Genomic DNA, 24,781 nt, shown 5'->3' with positions numbered 1-24,781 from the left:
ATGAGCTTCAAACATTATGTACTTGTCTGCGGTGGTACCGGATGCGAGTCCGCGAAGGCCGATGATATCTTCAGGAACCTTATCCACGAAGCTGAAAAGGCTGGAATCCGCGAAGAAGTCCAGATTCTCAAGACCGGATGTTTCGGTTTTTGTGAACAGGGCCCCATCGTTAAAGTTCTTCCCGACGAATCCTTTTACGTGCAGGTAAAACCGGACGACGCCAAAGAGATCGTCGCTGAACACCTTGTAAAAGGCCGCGAGGTCCCCCGGCTGCTCTATGACAAGTCCCTGAGCATGAGCCGTACCGGCCTCGAGGATATCGAATTTTATCAGAAGCAGTTCCGTATCGTTTTAAGGAACTGCGGATTCATCAACCCCGATGATATAAACGAATACATTGCCCGGGACGGGTATGCCGCCCTGGAGAAGGTTCTTTTCGAAATGAGCCCCGAGGATGTCCTGGAGGAACTGAAAAAGTCCAAACTCCGGGGACGCGGCGGCGCCGGCTTTCCCACCTGGATGAAGTGGAAGTTCACCAAGGATGTGGATGAGAGCGAAAAGTATATCGCCTGTAACGCCGATGAAGGCGATCCCGGTGCCTACATGGACCGTTCGACCCTCGAGGGAGACCCTCACTCCATTCTCGAGGCCATGACCATTGCCGGTCGGACCGTCGGTGCCAGCAAGGGATATATCTACATCCGTGCCGAGTATCCCCTGGCGATCAAGCGCCTCAAAACCGCCATGCAGCAGGCGCGGGATATGAATCTGCTGGGTGATGACATACTGGGGAGCGGTTTCAATTTCGATATAGAGATTCGCCTCGGTGCCGGAGCCTTTGTCTGCGGTGAAGAAACCGCCCTGATCGCTTCCCTCGAGGGAGAACGGGGTATGCCGAGAGTCAGGCCTCCTTTTCCCGCAGTTCAGGGTATCTGGGGCAAGCCCACGGTAATCAACAATGTTGAGACCTGGGCCAATATCCCGGTTATAATAACCAGGGGAGGTGAGTGGTTCTCCAAAATAGGTACCGAAGGTTCCACCGGAACCAAGGTTTTTGCCCTTACGGGAAAAATCAACAACTCCGGTCTGGTGGAAGTACCAATGGGTACCACCCTGCGGGAGATCATCTTCGATATCGGCGGTGGTATAAAGGACGGCAAGAAGTTCAAGGCCGCCCAGACCGGCGGACCCTCCGGGGGTGTGCTCAAGGATGATTTCCTGGACACTCCCATCGATTACGACAACCTGATCAAACTTGGTTCCATGATGGGGTCCGGCGGTCTCATCGTCATGGATGAGGACGACTGTATGGTGGACGTCGCCAAGTTCTACCTCGGTTTCTGTGTGGATGAGTCCTGCGGTAAGTGCGCTCCCTGCCGGGTCGGCGGCAAGACCATGTATGACATCCTCGACAAGATAACCAAGGGACAGGGAGAGATGGAGGACCTCGAAAAGCTGGAAACAATCGGGGCCGCCATGAAGCGGGCATCCCTCTGCGGACTGGGTCAGACGGCTCCAAACCCGACCCTGTCGACCATCAAGTATTTTATCGATGAATACAAGGCCCACATCGAAGACAAAAAATGTCCCGCCGGGAAGTGTAAGCAGCTGATGCGTTTCGAGATTAATCCCGAGAAGTGTATCGGCTGTGGTCTGTGCGCCCGACGCTGTCCGGTTAACTGTATCAGTGGAGAAAAGCGTGCGCCCCACGAAATTGATCAGAGTCAGTGCATAAAATGCGGCGAATGTTACACGGTTTGTAAATTCGATGCGGTGCTGAAGGTCTAGGAACCCGGTGAGAATAAGGAGAAGAACAGTACTATGGTAAATATAACGGTTAACGGCTTGCCCCTTGAGGTTGCAAAAGGAACGACCCTTCTTAAAGCGGCTAAATTGGTGGGAATCAAGATTCCAACCCTCTGCTATCATGCCGACCTCCCCGCCTGGGCAGCCTGTGGAATATGTGTTGTCAAGGTTGAGGGATCCCCGAAACTCTTCAGAGCCTGTGCCACCCAGGTCCAGGATGGAATGAAGATAATAACCCATGATCCGGAGCTCTACGAGATCCGGCGCACCGTGATCCAGCTGATCATGTCCACCCATCCCAACGACTGCCTGAGTTGTCCGAGAAACGGCAACTGTGAACTCCAGACCCTGGCTGCGGACTTCGGTATCCGGGATGTTCCCTTTGAACACCGGGTTCCCGAGATTCCCCTGGACGATTCAACCCCGTCGATAATTCTTAACCCCGAAAAATGCATCAAATGCGGACGCTGTGTAAACGTATGCCAGCAGATGCAGGACGTATGGGCTCTGGAGTTCATCGGCCGCGGGGATGGAACCCGTATGGCTGGAGCGGGGGATGTTCTGCTGAATGAAACACCCTGTATCAAGTGCGGCCAGTGTTCAGCTCATTGTCCCGTAGGCGCCATTTACGAAAAAGATGAGACCCGCACCCTTATGAGGGCAATACGGGATCCGGAAAAACATGTCGCGGTCCAGATTGCCCCGGCAGTGCGGGTTGCCATCGGAGAGGCTTTTGGCATGGCGCCCGGTACCATCAGTACCGGCAAGATTTATGCAGCCCTGCGTATGATGGGTGTGGATGCGGTTTTTGATACCAACTTTTCCGCAGACCTGACCATCATGGAAGAGGGTACCGAGCTCGTAAAGCGCCTGACCGAGGGGGGAACTCTGCCCCAGATAACCAGCTGCTGCCCTGCCTGGACCGACTATATGGAGAAGTATTTCCCGGATATGATTCCCCACTTCTCAACCGCCAAGAGTCCCATGATGATGCAGGGAGCAATAACCAAGACCTATTACGCTGACCGGGCGGGCATCAAGCCTGAGAATATCTTCTCTGCAGCGATCATGCCCTGCACCGCCAAGAAGTTCGAGATTACCCGCTGCGAAAAGATGTACTCCTCGGGCCAGCAGGACGTGGACCTTGTACTTACCACCCGGGAACTTGCACGTCTTATTAAAGCCCTGGGCATCGACTTTAACTCCCTTCCCGATGAAGCAGCCGATTCTCCCATCGGACGCTACTCCGGTGCCGGTACCATCTTTGGAAACACCGGTGGCGTTATGGAAGCAGCCATCCGAACCGCCTACAACCTGGTTACCGGGAAAGAGCTGGAGGATGTTAAGGTCAATGCCGTACGCGGTATGGAAGGTGTCCGTCGCGGTGAAGTGGACATCGACGGTACAAAGGTCCGTGTGGCTGTCGCCCACGGAATGGCCAATGTGCGGGATGTTATGCGGGAGATTCAGGATGCCCGGGAGAAGGGAAAAGAGCCTCCCTACCATTTTATCGAGGTAATGGCCTGCCGGGGCGGATGTATCGCCGGTGGCGGACAGCCCTACAACACAACCGACGATGTACGTGAGAAAAGGATTGCCGGTATGTATGCCGATGACGAAAAATCCGTTATCCGCTGTTCCCACCAGAACCCGGAGATTAAGCAGATCTACAAGGAGTTCCTCGGCAAGCCTCTCAGCAAGAAGGCCCACGAACTGCTCCACACGAATTACACCCCCCGTCCGCTCTACCGAAAATAGAAAAGAACAGTCCACATGCCGCCCCGTTCCGCGGGGCGGTTTTTTTATATCCTCCCCCATGCTATAGTCGCTGAGGGGAAACAGGACGGTATAATGATTGAAAAACTATTCTGGCTGGCCGCCGCGGGCGCCTGCGGCACACTGGCACGATACGGCCTCAGCGGACTGGTCTACAGGTGGCTGGGCAGTTCCTTTCCCTGGGGAACCGCGGTGGTAAATATCCTCGGAAGCCTGCTTTTCGGGATTATCTGGTCGGCGTCGGGGGAACGCAATCTTGTCAGCCCTGAACTGCGTATCATCATTCTCGGTGGCTTCATGGGAGCCTTTACGACCTTCTCCACCTTCATTTCGGAAACCGGTCTTTTGTTTGCCGACTCGCAGCTGCTTGCAGGCTTCGGCAATGTTCTGTTTCAGGTAACAAGCGGAATAGCCGCTTTTTTTCTTGGTCTGATGATAGGACGATTAATATAAGGAGGAGCTTCAATGGAATTATCCGGGGATGCAAAGATGCTTCGAATCTATATTGGTGAAGCTGACCGTCACGATCATCGCCCCCTCTACGAGGCAATCGTCCGTGAGGCGCGGCGGCAGGGCCTTGCCGGTGCAACTGTTGTCAAGGGGCTGATGGGGTTTGGAAAAAAGAGCCGCATTCATACGGCTAAAATCCTGAGACTCTCGGAAGATCTTCCGGTTATTGTCGAAATTGTGGACACCCCCGAAAAGATCGAAGCCTTTTTGCCGCTTATCGACTCGATGGTCGATAACGGAATGGTAACCCTGGAGAACCTGGAGGTTCTCCTGTATCGCCACAGCGGGGGTACATAAGGGAGCCCTATAAAAAAGACTGCCGGAATTATTATCCCGGCAGTTTTATATTCTTCAGACTGATCTGATCAGGCCTTGATGCTGCGGCCAAAGGCGGCGCCGAACTCAAAGGCTTTTTCCAGCTCCTTGTCGGTGGGACCGCCGGGAAACTCCAGGGTGTCCAGGATTTCCCATTTCAGGGGTTCAACCATCTTCTGTATTTGCCGCAGGGCCCCGCCGGACCAGCCGAAGCTGCCGAAATAGGCCGCTTTTTTGTTTAATACGCGTTTAATCGATGCCTCCTCCAGAGCCAGGGACATGGCGGGGTAAAGGCTTCCCTCGTAGGTCGGGGCCCCGATAATGACTCCCCGGTTCACCCAGAGGGAGGGAAGGATATAGCTCATATGGGTACGGGCGACATCGAAGATATCGACCGGGACACCCTCGGAACCGAGTCCCCTGGCTACGTGGTTCATCATGGTCTCGGTATTTCCATACATGGTCCCGTACAGCAGGGTAACGCCTTTTTCGTTATCCCCCTTTCCGTATTCGGACCACTTCTGATAGAGTTCCACGATTTTACCGGGATTCCCCCGCCATATCAGGCCGTGGGAAGGGGCTATAATCTCGATGGGATAGTCAGCCAGTTTTTCTATGGCATTGAGGACAGGCTTTGTAAACTTGGCGACAATATTCGTATAGTAGCGCAGGGACTCCTTGATATAGAAATCCAGGTCCCGTATCTGGTCATCGAATATCGCCCCTGTAAGAGCTCCGTAACCGCCGAAACCGTCGCAGGAGAAGAGGATTTTCTCCTCCACCAGATAGGTCATCATGGTTTCCGGCCAGTGAACAAAGGGGGTATGGAAGAACTTCAGGGTCTTTTTACCCAGGGAGATCTCCTCTCCGTCGGATACCTCCCGCACGTTCTCGGTAATCCCGTAATAGTTTTCTATCATGGGACGTGCCTTGGGGGTGCAGAGGATGGTTATATCCGGATTAAGACGGTTGAGGGCTTTCATTGCTCCGGTGTGGTCCGGTTCCATATGATTGACCACAAGGTAATCAATCTCTTTCAGGGACTTGATCATCCCCACATTGTCAAAGAGCTCATCGGTTTTGAACTCCTTGGTCAGATCGATCAGGGCCGTCTTTTCGTCCTGAATCAGATAGGAGTTGTAGGAAACCCCCTCCTGACTGATGGGCCACAGACCTTCGAAAAGGTCTGTGGTCCGATCGTTAACTGTTATTGCATAGACATTATCACGTAAGCTCGTCGCAATCATTGATCCCTCTTTTCCCCGGAACTCTCCTTCCAGGGAGAGACCTATAATGCTTTAAGAGCCTTCAGCGCGGCATCATAGTCGGGGTGATTTGTATTCTCTTTTACTGTTTCAATGTAGCGTATGACGTCGTTTTCATCAACAACGAAAATACCGCGGTTCAACAGCCTGAGTTCCTTGATCAGCATACCGTAGCGCTGTCCGAAATCCGCGTCCCGATGGTCCGAAAGGGTTATTACCTGATCCACCCCGGCTGCACCGCACCAGCGCTTCTGGGCAAAAGGCAGGTCCATACTGATGGTGAGAATTACAACATCAGCGCCAAGTTTCGACGCCTCCTCGTTGAATCTGCGGGTCTGGGCATCGCACACGCCTGTGTCCAGGGAGGGCACGACGCTGATGAGCTTCTTTTTCCCGGCGTAGTCACTCAGGGATTTCGGCATCAGTTCATTATCCAGGACAGTAAAATCCGGCGCCTTGTCTCCGACTTTCAGTTCCTGACCTACCAGGGTTATTGCGTTTCCGTGCATGGTTGAAACAGATCGTTCCATAATTATCTCCTTATACTGATTTATAATCCTTATCAATATACTAAAGTAGTTCCCCGGGGACCACTAAATATGTATGGCAGCCCCTTCTATCATCTTCATTGATTCCATTACCGTTTCCGACAGAGTCGGGTGGGCATGGATCATGGAAGCAACGTCCTCCGGCAGCAGTTCAGATGATTTAGCCAGAAGTACCTCATGCAGTATCTCCGTTGCCCTGCTGCCGGTGATATGGGCTCCAAGAATCTCCTTTGATCCCGTATCGTAGACTATCTTCACCATCCCTTCTGCCGCTTCGGTGGCCACCGCTTTTCCCGCTCCCCGGTAGGGAAAGCTGGTTTCAGCTGCGGAAAAACCTTTCAGTATGGCCTTGTCTTTGGTAAGTCCGAAGCTGGCGATCTCCGGTTCCGTATAGACGGCGGATGGAATGAGGTTCGGATCGATCCCGGGAGCGGGAGAGTGCCCTGCAATATGTTCCACGGCGATTTCTCCCTCCTTGCTGGCCACGTGGGCAAGCAGGGGAGTCGATACGACATCCCCGATGGCATAAACATGGGGTACGGTGGTCTGGTAGAAATCGCCAACGGGAATGAATCCCTTCTCCGAAGCTATTCCAAGGTTTTCAAGCCCGATCTCTCCGGTGTTGGGCACTCTGCCAGTTACCACAAGCAATTTATCAGCCGTGATGGTGTTTTTCTTACCCTCCGGTCCTTCAAGCTCTATGCTGAGTCCCTCTTTCGTCTCTTTATATCCCAGGGCCCTTGTTTTTACGTGGATAGCTATCTTCCGTTTCTTGAAGTCCGCCGCCAGGACTTTGGATGCATCCGGGTCCTCTGCAGGGAGAATCTGGTCCAGCATCTCCACCAGGGTAACCTCCGTACCGAAGCTGCTCATTATATGGGCGAACTCGCAGCCTATGGCACCGGCACCAAGAATAACCAGCCGCTTCGGCAACTCCTCCAGCATCAGGGCGCCGGTGGATGAGAGAACTGTTTTCTCATTAAAATCGAAGCCCGGAATGGAGCGTGGTCGGGAGCCGGTGGCTATGATTATGTTTTTTGCCTTTACCTGTGTTTTCTTGTTCTCAGCTCCGGTAACCTCAATAAGGCCCGGCTCCAGTATAGTCCCCGTACCGTTAACTACCTGAATTTCGTTCTTTTTCATCAGGAAACCGACGCCCTTGGAGAGCCGGTCCGCGGCGGACCTGGATTTCTTGAAGACCCTGCCGTAATCAAAGCCCGAGAGGTCCAGCTTTATGCCCAGGGCTTCCGCTTCTCTGGCATGTCTGAAGATCTCCGCCTGATGAATCAGAGCCTTGGAAGGAATGCAGCCTATGTTAAGGCAGACCCCTCCGAGCTTTTCCTTTTCTATTATCGTTACCTTGAGACCCAGCTGGGCGGCCCGTATGGCGGCCACATAACCGCCGGGGCCCGCACCGAGAATCGCAAGATCAGTGCTTATTTCGCTCATTCAGTACTCCTTTCTTACGGTCGCCATCGGCATGCTGCCTCCGGCTCCGCTCTGCCTGGCGCGAAAGCCCGGGGACCCGTTCTTTCGCTTTTTCATCTCTTCACTCCCTAGAGAAGAGCCGACATGGGGTTTTCAAAGTTGTTTTTGAGGGTCGCCATAAAGCGTGCACCCTCCGCCCCGTCGACTACCCTGTGGTCGCAGGAGAGGGTAAACTTCATGACAAGCCCCGTTCCGAGACTCCCGTCTTCCTGGACCACCGGAACCTTGTTCAGGGTGCCCACGGCAAGGATTGCCGATCCCGGGGGGTTGATGATCGCGGTAAACTCCTCGATACCGAAGGAACCCAGGTTGCTGACAGAGAATCCCGCTCCGCTGTATTCTTCGGGTGCGAGTTTTCCTTCCTGAGCCCTGGGGATCAGTTCCTTCAGTTCGCCGTCGATTTCGACGATTCCCTTGTTTCCGCAGTTTCGTACCACAGGGGTTATCAGCCCGTCATCCAGGGCCACCGCCAATCCTATGTCAACGGATCCGAACTCCCTGATGGTATCGCCCTCCCAGGCCGCGTTAACCCGGGGGTGACGCCTGAGCGCTTCCGCAGCCAGCTTCATGATAAAGGCGTTTACGGATATCTTTTCCTGGAGGGATTTATTGATCCTGTTTCTGGCCTCCATAAGGGCTTCGCCCCTGACCGAGACATTCAGGTAGAAGTGGGGTGCGGTGAACTTTGATTCCGCCAGACGGCCGGCAATGGCCTTGCGCATTTTGGAGACCTTGACCGTGCGGTCCTCTCCTGCCGCCCGGGCCGGTGCAAATCCAGAGGCTGCCGGTCGTCCGGCTCTGGTCGGGGCAGACTCGACGTCCTTTTTAACGACCCGGCCCCCGGGACCGCTTCCCTCGATTGCAGCAATATCGATTCCCCTCTGCCGGGCTATCTCCCTGGCCAGGGGAGATGCTTTTACCCATCCGTCGGTGGTGACCGCTTCCTTTTTTGCGGCGGGCTTGTCTGCTCTCTCCTTTTCTGTCTTGTCTTCTGCAGTTTCAGGCTTCTCCTGTTTATCTTTCTTCGCTTCAGGCTTTTCTTCTGACGCGGAGGCCCCGGCAGCTTCCTCTTCTTTTTCCGCCTCCTTGGCGGTTTCAGAAGCCTCTTTTTCGAGGGCGGAGATATCTTCTCCCTCCTCCCCGATAATGGCTATGGGAACACCGACAGCGGCGTCTTCACCTTCAGGGACGAGGATTTTAAGGAGCACCCCTTCCTGTATGCTTTCGTAATCCATGGTCGCCTTGTCGGTCTCGACCTCACAGATTATATCTCCCTCTGATACCTTGTCGCCTTCCTTTTTTTTCCACGTTGCTATGGTTCCCTCTTCCATGGTGGGGGAGAGGGCCAGCATCAATATTTGTTCTGCCATACTCTAGCTTCTCCTATATTTCTATTCAGTTGTCCAGGTAGAGGACCTTTTTGGCGGCGGCGACAATCTTCGGTACCTGGGGTTGTACTGCGAGCTCAAGCTTATGGTTGTAGGGCATGGGGACCTCCTCCGAGGCCACCATCTCAACCGGGGCGTCCAGATAATCAAAGGCATTCCTGGAAATCAGCCATCCAAGGTGGGAACCCACCGACGCGAAGGGCCAGGACTCCTCGACAATCACACAGCAGTGGGTCTTGCGTACCGAAGCGTAAACGGCTTCCTCGTCGAGGGGTTTTATGCTGCGAAGATCGATTACCTCCGCATTTATTCCTTCCTTTTCGAGTTTCTCCGCCGCCTCCAGGGTTACCCGCATCGGCTTTCCGTAACTCACGAGGCTAACGTCGCTGCCTTCCCGCTTTACATCAGCCTTTCCCAGGGGTATCAGGTACTCCTCCTCGGGCACTTCTCCCTTCCAGGCATACATCAGTTCTCCTTCGAGAAAGATTACCGGGTTGTCGTCCCTGATCGAGGTTTTCAACAGGCCCTTGGCGTCGTAGGGGGTAGAGGGAGATACAACCTTGAGCCCGGGAATATGGGCAAATATGGACTGAAGCGCCTGGGAGTGCTGGGCGGCCAGATATTCAGCCGGACCATTGGGGCCCCGCATGACCATAGGCAGTTTGAACTGACCGCCGGACATATATCGCGTTTTGGCGGCATTGGATACCACCTGGTCATAGGCCATCAGGGCAAAATTTAAGGTCATCCACTCAACAATGGGCCGTAGCCCCACCATGGCTGCACCTACCCCGAGGCCGGTAAAGCCTTCCTCGGTTATCGGCGTGTCGACGACACGTTTATCTCCGTATTTTTCCCACAAGCCCTGGGTTACCTTGTAGGCGCCGTTGTACTGGGCGACTTCTTCTCCCAGCAGAAAGACCCGATCGTCCCGGGCCATCTCCTCGTCCATGGCTTGTCGTAATGCTTCTCTGAATGTAATTACCGGCATTTTCGCCTCCTCCTTGTATGCGGTGGTAGATGTTTCCCGGTCATGCTTCAGCGAAGACGTCTTCGTAAAGCGCGGAAAGCTCGGGTTCGGGACTCTTTTCCGCAAAATCCACCGCCTCGTCGCAGATAGCCTTGATATCGTTGTCCATCTTCTTGTACTCCTTCTCGGTGATGAGTTTTTCTTCCTGCATCTGTTTGAGGAGTATGGATATCGGGTCCTGCTGTTTGTATTCTTCAAGTTCCTCGGGTGTTCGGTACTTCGCCGGATCGCTCATGGAATGTCCCCGGTAGCGATAGGTCTTGATTTCGTAGAAAAGGGGATGGGGTTTTTCCCGGATGCTTTTGACGGCGTTTACAAACTCATCATAGACCTCCATGACCTGCATACCGTTAAGCTGCTTGCCGGGTATATCGTAGGCATAACCCATCTGAGCCAGATCATGAACCGCGGAGACCCGCTTGAAATCGGTGCCCATGCCGTACTGGTTGTTCTCCACTATGTAGATGATGGGCAGGTCGTGGATCTTTGCAAGGTTGAGGCTTTCGTGAAACGCGCCCTGGTGTATGGCCCCGTCGCCGAAATAGCAGAGGACCACTCCATTTTCTTCCATGTACTTGATTTTCCAGGCTACCCCTGTGCCGACGGGAATCTGGCTGCCCACAATCCCGTTTCCTCCGAGCATATGCTTTTCCGCGGAATACATGTGCATGGAGCCGCCTTTGCCCTTTGAACAGCCCGTGGCCTTGCCGTAGAGCTCCGCCATGATCGCCTTGGGGTCCATCCCCACTGCGAGGGCGTGGCCATGGTCGCGGTAGCCGCCTATGATATAATCACTTTTTAAATCCAGTGCTCCGATTGTCCCCGCAGCAACTGCTTCCTGGCCGATATACAGGTGACAGAAGCCGCCGATTTTTCGCAGACCGTACATCTGACCCGCTTTTTCTTCGAAGCGTCGCATCAAAAGCATGCTTTGAAGCAGGGAAAGGGTCGTCTCTTTTCCGTATTTTTTTACCAGACTCATGGAGCCTCCTTGGCTTAATTGAATTTTACCGTATCCTTTTCGCCCCGCATGGGAATGAATACGGTGCCCTCTGTCACAACTGTTTCCAGTACCACCAGATTCGCGGGATCCGGATTGACACGCCAGAAAACCGGGAGCCGTGGCCCGATAGCTTCAAGGACCTCCGCTTTCATGGCTGAGTTTTCGATTATGTTGACCTTGCCGTTGACGGTAATGATTTTGTCCAGGGATTTGCTCTGCAGCAGCCACTGAACCTGTGCGTTTTTTGCCAGATGTTCGCTTTTTGCGAAGGTGCGGGAGGTGACCGCATAGAGGGCCCCGGCACGACCGCGAATTACCGAGGGCGTCATCCAGCGCATTGCCGGCGACCCGTCTGCGCTGACCGTTGCAAGGACCGCAGTCTTTGCGATATCCAGCATGTTTTCAAGTTCCTGCATAAAAGCCGATTTTGTCATTCTACTCTCCTGTTTTCTGGCATGTTTTCCGAAAGATGCCGGACCGGCCGCATATAACCTGATGAAAATAGTAAGAATTGGTCTTACCGGCAAACATCTTTCATCGTTAAGGTACTAATAAAAATTCTCCTTGGGAAATTCTCTTTTTTCTTTGACGTTAAACTTTAGGAACATCTATATTGAAGCAGTCGATAGCTTTAAATTGACATTTCTCAGCAGTCTTATATAGTAAAGGGATGAATATGGCAAAAATAAATAGCGTTATTCAGAAGCAGCCGATAATGCTCAAGGTTGTCTATGCCCTGATACCGCTGGTGATCGCTTCGGTCTATTTTTACGGCTGGCGATCCCTTGCGATTCTGGCGTTTGTAAATGTTGTTGGTTTTCTATCGGAGTACATCTTTGTCAGGGGAGGGAAGCAGAAGGTCTCTTCTGCGGTCTTTGTGACCAACTTCCTTTTTGCCCTCTCCCTTCCCCCCACAATCCCTTTCTGGATTGCCGGGGTGGGCATAGCCTTCGGAGTAATCTTCGGAAAGATGGTTTTCGGCGGTTTCGGGCGCAATGTATTCAATCCCGCGATTTCCGGCAGGGCGTTTATCTACGCAAGCTTCGGATATCACCTCTCCTCACGCTTTGTGCAGCCCGTAGGAGGAGCCCTTGGAGGCTTTGTCGCCTGGCAGCCTGCGGTCGATACGGTATCCCAGGCTACACCGCTGATTGATCTTGCAGCGGGAAAAGCAGTCCCCTTTATGGATCTTTTCATCGGTTCCACCGCCGGGTCTCTGGGAGAAACCTCCGCTGTGCTGATCATAATAACCGGTCTGATTCTGATGATACAGAAGACTGCCTCCTGGCATATTGTGGTGCCGGGGATTCTCGGTTTTCTTGGCATGCAGAGCATCCTCTTCTTCTCCGGGGTCGAGGGGGCCATTCCTCCCCACTACGCGCTGTTCGCCGGCAGTATTCTCTATGGAATGATGTACATGGCGACCGACCCCGTTTCGTCGGCGCAGACAACCAACCTGGGCCGTTGGATTTACGGGGCTTTTATCGGGATTCTCACAGTTCTTATACGTACCTTTTCCATCTGGCCGGAGGGAATCACCTTCGCCATTCTTCTTGCCAACATGTTTGCCCCCCTTCTAAACTATACAATAGTTGAAACCCGGAAGCGGAAGAAGGCCAAAGCAGAAGGAGCAGCGTAATGCAGGAGGTATCGTTTTTCAAGGAAAGAGTCTATCCCATTCTCTTTATGGTATTTCTCACCGTGGTTTTTATCTCGGCTATCTCGGGTATCTACCTGCAGACCGCTTCTCTGGTGGAGGAGAACGAGACCATATTCCTGAAGAAGGCAGTGCTTTTCAGTGCGGGTATCCAGGTCCCGGAAAGCAACAATCAGATAAACCAGGTCTACTCCGAGCATGTAAAGGAATACATGGTGGACGGTAAACCCGGCGTTTTTGAGATCGACGGAGGCCAGGCCTACGCTTTTCGCGTCACCGGACCTGGTCTCTGGGGAGAGATTGAGGCCCTGATCGGTTTTGATGCAGATCTCAAGACCATGACAGGTATAGACTTCATTAAACAGAATGAGACCCCCGGACTCGGAGCCCGTATCGAAGAAGAATGGTTCAAGACCCAGTTCCGGCAGAAATCTCCGCCCTTTTCCCTTGTCAGGGAGGATGCGGAAAATACCGGTCCCAATGAGGTCAATGCCATTACCGGAGCAACCTATACCTCAAATTATGTCCGGGACATGGTTAACGACAGCCCTGAAGAAGCGGCTGCACTGCTGAAGGAGGTGCGCTGATGGCCAGAGGACAGGCCAAGAAAGTATTCGTCGGCGCCATAGGCGCTGATAACCCCGTATTTGCCCAGATTCTGGGAATATGTTCAACCCTGGCGGTTACCAATAACTTCCGAAATACCCTGGTAATGAGCCTGGGAGTGCTGTTTACTACCACCCTTTCGGGATTTACCGTATCCCTGCTGCGGAAGAAAATACCAGGCCGGGTACGCATGATGGCGGAGACCCTGATTATCGCTTCCTATGTGATTATTGTGGATATTGTGCTGAAGGCCTATCTGCCGGATATCTCCCGTCAGCTCGGGCCCTATGTCGGCCTGATCATAACCAACTGTATTATCATGGGCCGCGCCGAAGCTTTTGCCCTGAACAATCCCCCGGGAATCTCCCTGATTGACGGAGTGGCATCGGGTATCGGCTACTCCTATGTACTCCTGGTCATTGCCTTTTTCCGGGAGCTCATGGGTTCGGGTACCATTTTCGGTTTTCAGGTAATGGGAGACTGGTGGACAAACTGGGCGATCATGGTTATGCCCCCTGGTGCCTTTTTTATGCTGGCGATCTTTATCTGGGTCGTTAAAGGGGTATTTCTGAAAGAAAAAGAGGAGGCCAAAGCATGATGGACTGGGGTATGGCAATGGCAATATTCTTTGGCGCCATTTTTACCAATAATATACTTCTTACAAATTATCTGGGAATGTGCTCATTCCTGAGCGTTTCCCGGGAAATAAAGACCTCCCTGGGGCTGGGGACGGCGGTGACCTTTGTCATGGCCTCTACCAGTCTGCTGAATTATCTGGTCTATTACTTCATTCTGGATCCCCTGGGACTCACCTATCTGCGTTTTATCGTATTCATCATCGTCATCGCGGCCTTTGTACAGCTGGTGGAGATGATAATCGAGCGGGTCTCGGAGCCCCTGTACGCTGCGCTGGGTATCTTTCTTCCCCTCATTACCGTTAACTGCGCGATTCTGGGAGTAAGTCTCTTCATGGTGATCCGGGAGTACACCCTGCTGTCCAGCTTCTTCTACGGGCTCGGGTCGGGGCTCGGCTGGTGGCTCGCCATAATGGCAATGGCCGGAATCCGGCAGAAGCTGGCCAAGGCAAAGGTCCCCCGGGGAATGGAGGGGGCCGGAATCACCCTGATTATCACCGGCATGATGGCTCTGGCCTTCATGGGCTTTACCGGCATGATCAACATCAACTAAAGGAGGCCCTATGTTTCCCCTGTCGGCATTTTTGATCAGTATTGGAGCCGTCTCTGCCATTTCCGCTTTCCTTGCCCTGTTGATGGTTATTGCCGATGCGACAATCGCGAATTACGGCGAGGTAAAACTGACTATCAACGACGATCACGAATACACCGTCCGCGGCGGAAAACCCCTTCTGGGCACTCTTATGGAACAGGAGGTCTTTATTCCCTCCGCCTGCGGCGGGCGGGGATCCTGTGGACTGTGCAAGGTCGTTGTAGAAGAGGGAGCCGGGCAGTATCTTCCCACCGAGCTGCCCTGGATAAGCGAAGAGGAACGGGAAAAGAACGTCCGTCTTTCCTGCCAGCTCAAGGTAAAGCAGGATATGCGGATCCGGATTCCGGAAGAACTCTTCAACGTCAAGGAGTATGCAACAACCGTCAAGCGCATCCGGGATCTTACTCACGATATCAAGGAAGTTACCCTTACCCTGAATGATCCGGACACCATAGACATGGTCGCCGGTCAGTTTATCCAGTTTCAGGTGCCGGAGTACGAACTCACCGATGAACCTGTCTACCGGGCCTATTCAATGTCCTCTCCGCCTTCGAGTACCGGAGAGATTGAACTCGAGATCCGTCTGGTCCCCAACGGGATCTGTACCACCTATGTGCATAAGTATCTGAAAGAGGGGGACCAGGTAACCATCAATGGTCCCTACGGGGATTTCTTCCTGCGGGATACAGAGCGCGAGGTCGTCTGCATCGCCGGCGGTTCGGGTATGGCCCCCATAAAGGCAATTCTGCTGGATATGCTCGACAAGGGGATAAACCGCAGGGTGCGCTACTTTTTCGGCGCCCGAACCAAAAAGGACCTGTTCCTGATAGATGAAATGCGGGAACTTGAAAAGAAACTGCCCAACTTTCAGTTCATTCCCGCCCTCTCGGAGCCTGAACCGGAAGACGAATGGGAAGGTGAGGTCGGACTCATCACGGACGTGCTGGACCGCCATATGGAGAGCGGGGAAAATGTGGAAGGTTACCTCTGCGGCAGCCCGGGAATGATCGACGCCTGCGTGAATGTCCTCACGAAAAACGGTGTTCCCGAAGATCTTATCTATTTTGACAAGTTCGGCTGATTTGCTGTTTTACTATTCGGAATTTAAGGAGGAGCGAAAACATGAAGCAAACCCAGCAAATGAAGCGGGCCCAGGCAAACATGGCTCCCGGGGTACTGACTCTTGAAGGTTTCCTGGGCAGGGACCAGAGACACCTGCTGGATATAATCATAGAAGATGAAGCTGCAGTCCAGCGTCTGGACGTCAGCCATGAGGCTATAGCCAACAGGATGCAGTTCCTTCGGGACGGTGGTGCAAAGGGTCTGGGAGAATTTGTAACCGTAGAACCCGGAATTCTTGTGCGGGTCGATTCGGTCAGGGGAAAACTGCCATGCCCTTTCGAGGATCAAGGGCTTTTTGAGAAGACCACCACGACGGTGCGTAATGAAAAGCACGGCAGGGAGATCTCGTACTCTGATCTGCATATCCATCTTATCCGGGAGCATGGTTTTTACGAGGGAAAAGGCTTTGCCTTCCGGCTCGATCCAGAAGCGCTGGTTGAAGTTCTCGAGGTCTCTCGCGAGGAAGCCTGATCTCTTTTTATCTCCTTTCTTTACCTTTTATGTTCTGACTATTCCCCGGGCTACGGGGAATAGTTATCTTTACTAGTTGCTGTAATACTGTTATACTTATCAAATAACTCAAAATACTAAAAAATTGTAATTTATTTGTCTTTGTTGCGGTGGCTGCAACACTGAACTGTTATAAAGACACTTGTGTGAGGAGAACTTTCAGCTACATGACAAGGACTTGGAGATGAAATATGCAGGCAACAAAAGTGAACGACTGAACCAGCTGGAACTTCTTCTGCTTTCTCATCCCGAGGGACTGAGGAGGGCGGAAATCGCCAGACGGCTTGGCGTGCACCGGGCTACGGCTGGACGTTATATCGACGAGTTGAGCGCCCGTATTCCCCTGTGGGAACAGGATTTTCGGGTAGGAATCAAGTCTTCCCAATCCACCCGACTGGGACATATAGGACTCCTTGAAGGTTTAAGCTTTTATCTTGGCCTCAGATACTTTGCTGAAAACTCTCTCTATCGCTTCCCCGAAGGGGCTGCGGCAATCAGAAAACTCTCCTCTTTCGTCAAAACATTTTCTCCCGCCCTGGGAAAGCAACTCGACAGCGCCTCCGATTGCCTCGACGCGGAGGACAAGGAGGTTAATCCTGCATACTGGGAACAGCTGGAGCGAATAGGTGAGGCCTGGCTCAGTTCCCGTCCAGTGCAGGTTGATTTCTTCAACGGAGAAAAAACGCTTTCCGTAAACTGCCTGATAAGGGACATACGTATGAACAGAGACCTTCCGGGGATACTGGTCGGCATAAGCCTTCTCAATGACGGTACTGAATCGGAACGGGAGCTTGATCTGTCGGGGATCATCTCTGTGGAGTATTCGGTAAAATAATCTGATAATCCGCTGAAAAAGTAAAAATAGATTTGACAGATCCGCTGTTTCTTCCTATATTGTCAATAACAATTCCTACCTGTTAAGGCGCTGATTAATCATGAGAACTACCATACAACGAAAGGTAATACTGGAACAGCTGCATACTCATACCGATCATCCGGGTGCTGACACTATTTACTCGGAAGTACGGCAGATTCTTCCCCGCATAAGTCTCGGAACTGTATACCGGAACCTTGATGTACTGGCAAACAAGGGGATCATTCAGCGTCTGGAGGTCGGTGGTGATCATGCCCATTTCGACCCGAATCCGGCAATACATCCCCATTTTTTCTGCACCCATTGCCGTCAGGTTTCGGATTTGAAGTGGAAGAACGGGACTTCTCCGGCATGGACGGAAATTATAGATTCCGAGTCTCTTAAAAGCGTGAACATAAATGGCGGAACTCTTGTACTGGAAGGTGTCTGCGCTGAATGCTCTGCTGAGGATAAATAACGTAACTCTGGTTTTCAGCTCCGGTTCAGACAAGGCCGGAGCAGAGATATAATAGAACGGAGGATTCCTATGGCTAAAAGAATGGAAGTGTACAAATGTGAGCAATGCGGAAACATCGTGGAAGTACTCTATGGCAGTGTAGGCGAGCTGGTCTGCTGCGGGGAGCCTATGACCCTGCTGGAGGAAAAGACCGCCGACAAGACGACGGAGAAGCATGTTCCGGTAATTGAAAAGACCGCCGACGGTTTCAAGGTAACCGTAGGCAGTACAATACACCCGATGACCGAAGAGCATCATATCCAGTGGATTGAGCTCATTGCAGACGGTGTTTCCTATATTCAGTACCTGAAACCAGGTGATGAACCGGTTGCAAATTTCTGCATTAGCGCCGATAATGTAAGTGCCCGTGAGCACTGCAATGTTCACGGATTATGGAAATCCTGAGAATAAGGAGTCTGATGTGAAGCGATATGTATGTGATGCCTGCGGTTATATCTACGATCCCGCAGAAGGTGACCCCGATAATGGAATCAAACCCGGAACGGCTTTCGAAGACCTCCCCGATGACTGGACCTGTCCTGTTTGCGGAGTAGGCAAGGAAGATTTTTCTCCCGAGGAGTAGATTCCTCTGAATCGTATCAGACAGCCCCTGGTCCGTCGGCCCAGGGGTATTTTTATATCTTCCCTCTATACCGGATCAAAAAGTTCTTTTCCCACGTAGCAGATGGGGCAGGTCCAGTCCTCCGGCAGATCCTCAAAGGGAGTTCCCGGAGGGATTCCCTGGGTGTCGTCGCCGAGTTCCGGGTCATAAATGTAACCGCAGTTGGTGCAGATGTACCTGGTCATCTTTTCCTCCCTTATATCTTGAAATACTTTGCCTGCGGATGATGGACAATAAACGCCGAGGTCGTCTGTTCCGGAACCATCTGTCCCTCTCCGCTCAAGCTTACGCCGATTTTTTCGGGAGTAAGGAGATCAAAGATCAGTTCGTTGCCCTTCATGTCCGGACATGCCGGATATCCGAAGGAGTAGCGGGATCCCCGGTATTCCTGAACGACAAAGGCATCGATTCCGGATCCGTCTTCCCCGGCGATACCCAGTTCAAGACGGACCTGGCGGTGCCAGTATTCCGCAAGGGCTTCCGCCAGTTCCACGGACAAGCCGTGAAACAGCAGATACTCTTTATATGCGTCCGCGTCGTACAGTTCCTGCGACTTCCGGTGAGCCTTCTCCCCGATGGTTACCACCTGCAGGGCTATGATGTCCGGCCCCTCCTCACGGGATCGGAAATAGTCCGCCACACACTGGTGGGGAGGCTCGGTCTGCCGCGGAAAGCTGAAGCGTCCCACCTCCTTTTCTGTTTCCGGATTGAGTATAACGACGTCGTTGCCGTGGCTGTAGCAAGGGTAGTAACCGTACACCACTTTGGGTTCGAAAAGGCCTTCCCTGATTCCCTTCTCCTTCAGCTGTTCAAACAGCGGGCGTACCTCCCCTCGAAGAAGTTCCTCGTATTCTTCCGCCGATAAAGTACCTCTTCGGTACCCCCAGCGTCCCCGGAAAAGGACCTGTTCCGTCAGGAGTGGGTAGATCTCCTCGAGGGGAATCTCCGTAACCGTCCGGGAACCGTAAAAGGGGGCTTTCGGTATGGCCACCTTTTGGAGCGGGGCGTCTTTTGCCTCCGGCGAAGCTGTCCGTTTCAGAGGTGCGGCCCTTTTTGCTGCCTTTGTGGAGAGCAGGCTGCCCTCCTTGAGACTGTTCATGGCTGCCAGACCGGCGAAGGCATCCGGACAGTAGACAACCGGGGCAGAAAGAGCGGGTACGCAGTCATTGGCTACATAGTCCCGGGTAAGGGCCGCTCCTCCCAGCAGAACGGGAACGTGGATTCCCCGGCGTTCCATCTCTTCCAGATACTCCTTCATAATGGCCGTTGATTTGACAAGAAGCCCGCTCAAGCCCACGGCCTGGGCACCGGTTTCTTCCACCTTCCGGATGATGGTCTCGATTTCGCATTTTATCCCCAGGTTATGGACCACGTAGCCGTTGTTGCTGAGGATAATGTCCACCAGGTTTTTGCCTATGTCGTGGACATCTCCCCTGACGGTTGCAAGTACTATCTGCAGGGAGGCCTGGGCTTCGGTCTTCTCCATAAAGGGTTCCAGGTATGATACTGCCTTCTTCATGACTTCAGCGGACTGCAGTACGAAGGGGAGCTGCATTTTCCCGGAACCGAAGAGCTGGCCGACCTCCTTCATGGCGGGAATAAGAAGGGTGTTTATGATATCCGTCGGGGACATCTGCTTCATGAGTTCCTGAAGAAGCTCTTCGATACCGGATTTGCTTCCGCCGATAAGCCTTCGGGAGAGCCGTTCCTCCGGGGTTCCCTGGGAGTCGTCGAGTTCCTCTCGTACCTTGCCCTCTTTGCCTTCAAAGAAACGGATGAATCCGAAAAGCGGATCTTTGCCCCGGTTATATATAAGGTCCAGGGCCTGCCTTTTCTCATCCTCCGGAATGGAGCTCAAGGGCATGATCTTACGCACATTTACAATGGCGGCATCCAGACCCGCCTGTATTGCCTCGTCCAGGAAGAGCGAGTTCAAAACCTCCCGGGAGTAGGGGGAGAGTCCGAAGGAGATATTGCTGACTCCCAGTACGGTGCGCGACCCGGGGCAGCTTTTCTTTACCCTGCGGATTCCTTCCATGGTCTCTGTTCCGGCAGTACGCAGGCTCTCGTCTCCGCTGCCGAGGGTGAAGGTGAGGGTATCGAAGAGCAGATCCCTGGCGGGAATTCCCTCCTCTTCAACAGCCATTCTGTAGATGCGCTTCGCTATCTCCTCTTTTCTGGAAGCCTCTTTGGCCATTCCCTTTTCGTCAATGGTCAGGGCAATCAGGGCCGAACCGTAGCGTTTGGCAAGGCGGCAAATCTTCCTGGCCCGCTCCTCGCCGTCCTCCAGGTTAATGGAGTTGATGATGGACTTGCCCCCGATCATCTTGAGGGCCTCTTCAATAACCTGAGGAGAGGTGGAGTCTATGACCAGGGGCAGATCGACCTGGGTTACTATCCTTGACAGGGCTTCTTTCATGTCCCGGATCTCATCACGTCCGGTGTAGGCGACACACAGGTCCAGAGCATGGGCTCCCGAGGCGGCCTGTTCCCGGGCGACGTCGAGAATCCCGTCCCAGTCTTCTTTTAGAAGTTTGTTCCGGAACAGCCTCGAGCCGTTTGTGTTGGTGCGCTCTCCAATGAGGAAGGGTGCCGGTTCCTGGGTAAGCTCCTTTTCTGTAAAGAGGGAGCTGACTGCTTCCATGGGCTGGATTGTTCTGGCTGCAGGTGTAATGGAGGCGATCTGCCGGGAGAGCTGGGCAATGTAGGAAGGATCCGTCCCGCAGCAGCCGCCGATGATTGCTGCTCCCTCGGAACCGACCATTTCCGCCAGAGGACGGGCAAAGTCCGCAGGTTCCAGGGTATAGACCGTCTGTCCGCCCCGGTTTTCCGGCATGCCGGCGTTGGGCATGACGAATACCGGTCCCGGGAAGAGCCTCGAGGCTTCGTGAATATAGCTTCGCATTCTGTCAGGGCCGGTGGCGCAGTTGAGTCCCAGAAAGGCCAGAGGGAAGGGGGAGAGGGCTGTAATGACCGCTCCGATACTGGAGCCGATCAGCAGTGTGCCGGTGGTCTCGATGGTAACAGAGACTCCCACGGGGGTGGAGACCCCCATATCGGTGCGCTGGTCAAGGGCCGCGATGAGGGCGGCCTTGATCTGGAGCAGGTCCTGGCAGGTTTCGATTATGAGAAGGTCCACGCCCCCCTCTATGAGGCCCTGGACCTGGAGCCGGTAGGAATCATAGAGCTCATCAAAGCTGATCTGCCCCAGGGAGGGGAGCCTTGTTCCCGGGCCCATGGAACCTGCAACGTAGCGCGGTTTCTCCTGGTCTGAATATGCATCCGCCGCCCTTCGTGCAATCCGGGCAGCGGCGCGGTTTATCTCGACAATCCGATCCTCGAGACCGTATTCCGCCAGGACAATCCTGTTCCCGCCGAAGGAATTGGTTTCTATAACATCCGCCCCGGCCTCGAGATAACGGCGGTGTATCTCTTCTATGGTATCAGGAAGCGTCAGGTTCAGGATTTCGCTGCAGCCGGGTTTGTTGTCCCAGTCTGTATCACTCAAGTTCAGGTTCTGTATCTGTGTCCCCATAGCTCCGTCGAAGATGACAGGGCCCTTTTCTATTCGTTCAAGGAAGTTCATTTCTTCACATTACCGAAAATACTGTTCTTACGGAAGGGCACAGTAAGAAAAGCCCGCCTGCAAGAGGCGGGCATGGCATGGTTTTTTAAATACTCTTTCTTTATCCTATGGCATCAGAACCGGTCTCTCCGCTTCTGATGCGTATTGTCTCTTCCAGGGGTACAATAAAGATCTTACCGTCTCCAATGTTCCCTGTTTTGGCCCCCTTGATGATGGCGTCGACGGTTTTCTTCACAAAATCATCATTGACGGCAATCTCGATCCGGACCTTCTTGAGCAGGTTTACCTCTATCGCCACTCCGCGGTATGTTTCGGTAAAACCCATCTGCTGCCCGCATCCCAGGGCGTTGGTTACGGACATCTTGTAGACTTCCGCACGATAGAGCTCCTGCTTTACTTCGTTCAGTTTGTCGGGCTGAATGTACGCAATAATTAACTTCATCCCCAACCTCCTTACATGTTCTGAAAAATCTGGAAGCCCGAATAGGACTCAGTTCCATGCTCGCCGATATCCAGGCCCTGCATCTCTTCCTTTTCGCTTACCCTTAGGCCAATGCTCACCCTGATTATCGTGAACAGCAGCAGGGCACCCAGAAAGGCCCAGGCGAAAACGGCCGCGATTCCAAGCAGCTGTACGCCGAGAAGGGAGAACCCTCCGCCGTAAAACAGGCCCAGACCAACGTCGGGGTTACTGGAGAAGAGCCCCACCGCCATGGTGCCCCAGGCTCCGCAGACCCCGTGGACGGAAATGGCACCCACCGGATCATCAATATGCAGCACCTTGTCGATAAACTCCACGCTGGCGACAACCAGTATACCCGCAATCGCGCCGATCAGAATGGCTGCTCCGGGAGTCGTTACCCCCGTGGGAGCGGTTATTCCAACCAGTCCCGCCAGGGCGCCGTTCAGTGACATGGAGGGATCGGGTTTACCGAACCAGATCCAGGAAGTTGTCATGGCCAGAATGGCTCCCGCAGAAGCCGCCAGGGTCGTGGTTGTTGCGACCGCTGCTATGGACAGGTCCGTCCCGGAGAGGGTGGAACCGGCGTTAAAGCCGTACCATCCAAACCAGAGTATGAATACACCCAGGGCAGCCAGGGGCATATTGTGCCCGGGAATGGCCCTGACATTCACCTTGTCGCCGACCTTGACGTATTTTCCGATCCGGGGACCGAGAACAATGGCCCCGGCGAGGGCGGCCCAGGCGCCTACCGAGTGTACTACGGTGGACCCTGCAAAATCGTGGAACCCGAGCTCCGCGAGCCAGCCGCCGCCCCATATCCAGTGTCCGGAGATGGGATAGAGCAGGCCCGAGATAAATACCGAATAGACAAGGTAAGCGGAAAACTTGGTCCGCTCCGCCATGGCCCCGGAGACGATTGTCGCGGCAGTGGCGGCAAAGACGACCTGGAACATCCAGTCCCTGAATATGGCGGACATGTCGGATACACCGTAGCCTTCCATTGACTCGGCGGTGTAGGCGAGGAAGAAGCCGTCACTCCCCAGAAATCCGCCCAGGGCGTCGGCGCCGTACATGAGTCCCCAGCCGAGGGCCCAGAAGACAACAGCACCGGCTGAAAAATCCATCAGGTTTTTCATGAGAATGTTCGAGGCGTTTTTTGCCCGGGTCAATCCTGTTTCGACCATGGCAAAACCTGCCTGCATGAAAAATACAAGAGCCGCGGACAGTATCAGCCAGATCATGTCAAAGGCATCGCTGTACAGGGCGAGGGTGTCGCTTAGCTCATCGGCAACCACGGATATGGAAGCCAGGGCAAGCAGGACAACAATTACGAAGATTCGTTTCATAGACTCCTCCACAAAGGATGTGTTCAATTCATCTTTGTTAATGCAGGAGACATGCCAAGTTTTGCCTGGATTGGGTGTCAACAAATAAGTCTTTGCTGCACAAATAATTAACAGGAGACGGTTTATGAAGACTAAGCTTATCCGGCCCTCAGGAATGTATCTGTTATTTTCTTTAGCTACAAAAATGTAGGTAATTATGTTTATATATACATAAATGTAGGTATAAAGATTGTGTCATTCCTTATTGTAGATAACTGAACCTGGAGCTACGGAGCTTACAATCCATGTGTTTCCCCCAATAACCGAGCCCTTGCCGATGACGGTTTTACCGCCCAGAATGGTAGCGTTGGCGTAGATAATGACGTCGTCCTCAATATCCGGATGACGCTTCAGACCTCTTTTAGGCGTGCCGTCCTTGTCGAAGGGAGAAAGGGCCCCCAGGGTAACCCCCTGGTAGATTTTTACATTCCGGCCGATGGTACAGGTTTCTCCGATTACAACACCCGTGCCGTGGTCGATAAAAAACCCGGGTTCGATCCGGGCTCCGGGATGAATATCTATCCCGGTTTTTGAATGAGCCCGTTCGCTCATGATTCTCGGAATAATCGGGACCTTCTGTCGGTAGAGACAGTGTGCCACGCGGTGTGTCGCTATGGCCTCGATAAAGGGGTAACTCAGGACAATCTCATCAAAGGAAGCCGCCGCCGGGTCTCCGTCGTAGGCGGAGCGGATGTCGTCGATAAGCTGTCCCCGAATCGACGGAAGATCCTGAAAGAGGGTGGATATAACCCGGGTTACCCGCTCTTCCCGCTGGTCCTCGTCCTTGGTCTCCCTGGAGAAAATCCTGTTCAGATGCTGCTTCAGGAGGGCAGCTGCCTCCAGAAGGGAGGTGTGCAGGAAAAAGTGGAGGTCTTCGCCGGTGGCGGGACAGCGGACCCCATAGCGACCTGGAAAAAGTACGGAATGAAGGGTATCCAGAATTCGGTATATCTCGTCCCGGGCGGTAATCGACAGGGAATCGTCGTCTTCCAGATGGTATTCCGAGTTGATACTCTTCTCGATCTGGCTGACAACATCAGGCAGGGAGGTATCCAGCCATTTACGAAGCTTGTCCATACTCCTACTCTCCGGCCTTACCTCCGG

At 53.3% G+C, this 24,781-nt stretch carries 26 protein-coding genes; 14 read left to right on the top strand and 12 right to left on the bottom strand.

What is annotated here, in order from left to right:
* The 4 genes from B4O97_RS09190 (at nt 1) to B4O97_RS09175 (ending at nt 4,389) form a co-directional block, all read left to right on the top strand.
* A complete protein-coding gene (locus B4O97_RS09190; RefSeq protein WP_083050254.1) occupies nt 1–1,788 on the top strand; it encodes an NADH-quinone oxidoreductase subunit NuoF in 1,788 nt (595 codons plus the stop codon).
* A 33-nt stretch (nt 1,789–1,821) separates the two neighbouring features.
* Entirely contained in the window at nt 1,822–3,564 is a 1,743-nt protein-coding gene (locus B4O97_RS09185; protein WP_083050252.1) for an NADH-dependent [FeFe] hydrogenase, group A6, read from the top strand.
* A 93-nt stretch (nt 3,565–3,657) separates the two neighbouring features.
* A complete protein-coding gene (locus tag B4O97_RS09180) occupies nt 3,658–4,035 on the top strand; it encodes a fluoride efflux transporter FluC (protein ID WP_083050452.1) in 378 nt (125 codons plus the stop codon).
* A gap of 12 nt (nt 4,036–4,047) precedes the next feature.
* A complete protein-coding gene (locus tag B4O97_RS09175; protein ID WP_083050251.1) occupies nt 4,048–4,389 on the top strand; it encodes a DUF190 domain-containing protein in 342 nt (113 codons plus the stop codon).
* Nucleotides 4,390–4,457: 68 nt separating this feature from the next.
* On the opposite strand, the gene B4O97_RS09170 is transcribed toward B4O97_RS09175, so the two are convergent.
* The 7 genes from B4O97_RS09170 to B4O97_RS09140 form a co-directional block, all read right to left on the bottom strand.
* Nucleotides 4,458–5,654: an FprA family A-type flavoprotein gene (locus B4O97_RS09170; RefSeq protein WP_083050249.1), complete on the bottom strand. Its 1,197-nt coding sequence runs from the start codon at nt 5,652–5,654 to the stop codon at nt 4,458–4,460.
* Between the two features lie 41 nt (nt 5,655–5,695).
* Complete coding sequence (tpx, locus tag B4O97_RS09165; protein WP_083050247.1) at nt 5,696–6,202, bottom strand: thiol peroxidase; 507 nt, start codon at nt 6,200–6,202, stop codon at nt 5,696–5,698.
* Between the two features lie 63 nt (nt 6,203–6,265).
* Nucleotides 6,266–7,669, bottom strand: a complete 1,404-nt coding sequence (lpdA, locus tag B4O97_RS09160; protein ID WP_083050246.1) for a dihydrolipoyl dehydrogenase — start codon at nt 7,667–7,669, stop codon at nt 6,266–6,268.
* A 107-nt stretch (nt 7,670–7,776) separates the two neighbouring features.
* Nucleotides 7,777–9,078, bottom strand: coding sequence for a pyruvate dehydrogenase complex dihydrolipoamide acetyltransferase (locus B4O97_RS09155; RefSeq protein ID WP_083050244.1), 1,302 nt, complete (start codon nt 9,076–9,078; stop codon nt 7,777–7,779).
* Nucleotides 9,079–9,103: 25 nt separating this feature from the next.
* Complete coding sequence (locus B4O97_RS09150) at nt 9,104–10,087, bottom strand: pyruvate dehydrogenase complex E1 component subunit beta (protein WP_083050242.1); 984 nt, start codon at nt 10,085–10,087, stop codon at nt 9,104–9,106.
* A 40-nt stretch (nt 10,088–10,127) separates the two neighbouring features.
* The gene (gene pdhA, locus B4O97_RS09145) at nt 10,128–11,108 is read right to left on the bottom strand and encodes a pyruvate dehydrogenase (acetyl-transferring) E1 component subunit alpha (protein WP_083050240.1); all 981 of its coding nucleotides are present in this window, start codon (nt 11,106–11,108) and stop codon (nt 10,128–10,130) included.
* A 14-nt stretch (nt 11,109–11,122) separates the two neighbouring features.
* Nucleotides 11,123–11,563 carry a pyridoxamine 5'-phosphate oxidase family protein gene (locus B4O97_RS09140; protein ID WP_083050239.1) on the bottom strand — a complete coding sequence of 147 codons (441 nt, stop codon included), beginning with the start codon at nt 11,561–11,563 and terminating at the stop codon, nt 11,123–11,125.
* Between the two features lie 242 nt (nt 11,564–11,805).
* On the opposite strand from B4O97_RS09140, the gene B4O97_RS09135 reads away from it, so the two are divergent.
* The 10 genes from B4O97_RS09135 to rd all read left to right on the top strand — a co-directional run bounded on the left by B4O97_RS09135 (nt 11,806) and on the right by rd (nt 18,204).
* The gene (locus B4O97_RS09135) at nt 11,806–12,768 is read left to right on the top strand and encodes an RnfABCDGE type electron transport complex subunit D (RefSeq protein WP_083050237.1); all 963 of its coding nucleotides are present in this window, start codon (nt 11,806–11,808) and stop codon (nt 12,766–12,768) included.
* Nucleotides 12,768–13,373: an FMN-binding protein gene (locus B4O97_RS09130; protein WP_083050236.1), complete on the top strand. Its 606-nt coding sequence runs from the start codon at nt 12,768–12,770 to the stop codon at nt 13,371–13,373. Before B4O97_RS09135 ends, B4O97_RS09130 begins: the two co-directional genes overlap by 1 nt.
* Nucleotides 13,373–13,990 carry an NADH:ubiquinone reductase (Na(+)-transporting) subunit D gene (locus B4O97_RS09125; protein ID WP_083050234.1) on the top strand — a complete coding sequence of 206 codons (618 nt, stop codon included), beginning with the start codon at nt 13,373–13,375 and terminating at the stop codon, nt 13,988–13,990. Before B4O97_RS09130 ends, B4O97_RS09125 begins: the two co-directional genes overlap by 1 nt.
* A complete protein-coding gene (locus B4O97_RS09120; RefSeq protein ID WP_096348871.1) occupies nt 13,987–14,580 on the top strand; it encodes an electron transport complex protein RnfA in 594 nt (197 codons plus the stop codon). Before B4O97_RS09125 ends, B4O97_RS09120 begins: the two co-directional genes overlap by 4 nt.
* A 10-nt stretch (nt 14,581–14,590) precedes the next feature.
* On the top strand, nt 14,591–15,700 hold the full coding sequence (locus B4O97_RS09115) for an NADH:ubiquinone reductase (Na(+)-transporting) subunit F (RefSeq protein WP_083050232.1): 1,110 nt from the start codon (nt 14,591–14,593) through the stop codon (nt 15,698–15,700).
* A gap of 41 nt (nt 15,701–15,741) precedes the next feature.
* Nucleotides 15,742–16,212, top strand: a complete 471-nt coding sequence (locus B4O97_RS09110; protein ID WP_083050230.1) for a hypothetical protein — start codon at nt 15,742–15,744, stop codon at nt 16,210–16,212.
* Between the two features lie 223 nt (nt 16,213–16,435).
* Nucleotides 16,436–17,086 (top strand): sugar-binding transcriptional regulator, encoded by a 651-nt coding sequence (locus B4O97_RS09105; protein WP_083050229.1) that lies wholly within the window; start codon nt 16,436–16,438, stop codon nt 17,084–17,086.
* A gap of 100 nt (nt 17,087–17,186) precedes the next feature.
* On the top strand, nt 17,187–17,582 hold the full coding sequence (locus tag B4O97_RS09100) for a Fur family transcriptional regulator (protein ID WP_083050227.1): 396 nt from the start codon (nt 17,187–17,189) through the stop codon (nt 17,580–17,582).
* A 69-nt stretch (nt 17,583–17,651) separates the two neighbouring features.
* A complete protein-coding gene (locus B4O97_RS09095; RefSeq protein ID WP_083050226.1) occupies nt 17,652–18,026 on the top strand; it encodes a desulfoferrodoxin in 375 nt (124 codons plus the stop codon).
* A 16-nt stretch (nt 18,027–18,042) separates the two neighbouring features.
* A complete protein-coding gene (gene rd, locus B4O97_RS09090; protein ID WP_083050224.1) occupies nt 18,043–18,204 on the top strand; it encodes a rubredoxin in 162 nt (53 codons plus the stop codon).
* Nucleotides 18,205–18,269: 65 nt separating this feature from the next.
* Here rd and B4O97_RS09085 read toward each other — a convergent pair whose 3' ends face one another.
* The 5 genes from B4O97_RS09085 to epsC form a co-directional block, all read right to left on the bottom strand.
* A complete protein-coding gene (locus B4O97_RS09085) occupies nt 18,270–18,428 on the bottom strand; it encodes a rubredoxin (protein ID WP_083050222.1) in 159 nt (52 codons plus the stop codon).
* Nucleotides 18,429–18,439: 11 nt separating this feature from the next.
* Nucleotides 18,440–21,829 carry a methionine synthase gene (gene metH / locus B4O97_RS09080; protein WP_083050220.1) on the bottom strand — a complete coding sequence of 1,130 codons (3,390 nt, stop codon included), beginning with the start codon at nt 21,827–21,829 and terminating at the stop codon, nt 18,440–18,442.
* Nucleotides 21,830–21,929: 100 nt separating this feature from the next.
* Nucleotides 21,930–22,271, bottom strand: coding sequence for a P-II family nitrogen regulator (locus B4O97_RS09075; protein WP_083050219.1), 342 nt, complete (start codon nt 22,269–22,271; stop codon nt 21,930–21,932).
* A gap of 11 nt (nt 22,272–22,282) precedes the next feature.
* Nucleotides 22,283–23,638, bottom strand: coding sequence for an ammonium transporter (locus B4O97_RS09070; RefSeq protein WP_083050217.1), 1,356 nt, complete (start codon nt 23,636–23,638; stop codon nt 22,283–22,285).
* A gap of 234 nt (nt 23,639–23,872) precedes the next feature.
* Nucleotides 23,873–24,754, bottom strand: coding sequence for a serine O-acetyltransferase EpsC (epsC, locus tag B4O97_RS09065; RefSeq protein ID WP_083050215.1), 882 nt, complete (start codon nt 24,752–24,754; stop codon nt 23,873–23,875).
* Nucleotides 24,755–24,781: the final 27 nt, after the last annotated feature.

This window comes from Marispirochaeta aestuarii (assembly GCF_002087085.1).
Taxonomy (GTDB): Bacteria; Spirochaetota; Spirochaetia; order JC444; family Marispirochaetaceae; genus Marispirochaeta; species Marispirochaeta aestuarii.
The sequence above is the reverse complement of the archived record's forward strand: the minus strand, read 5'-3'. Positions and strand labels throughout refer to the sequence as shown.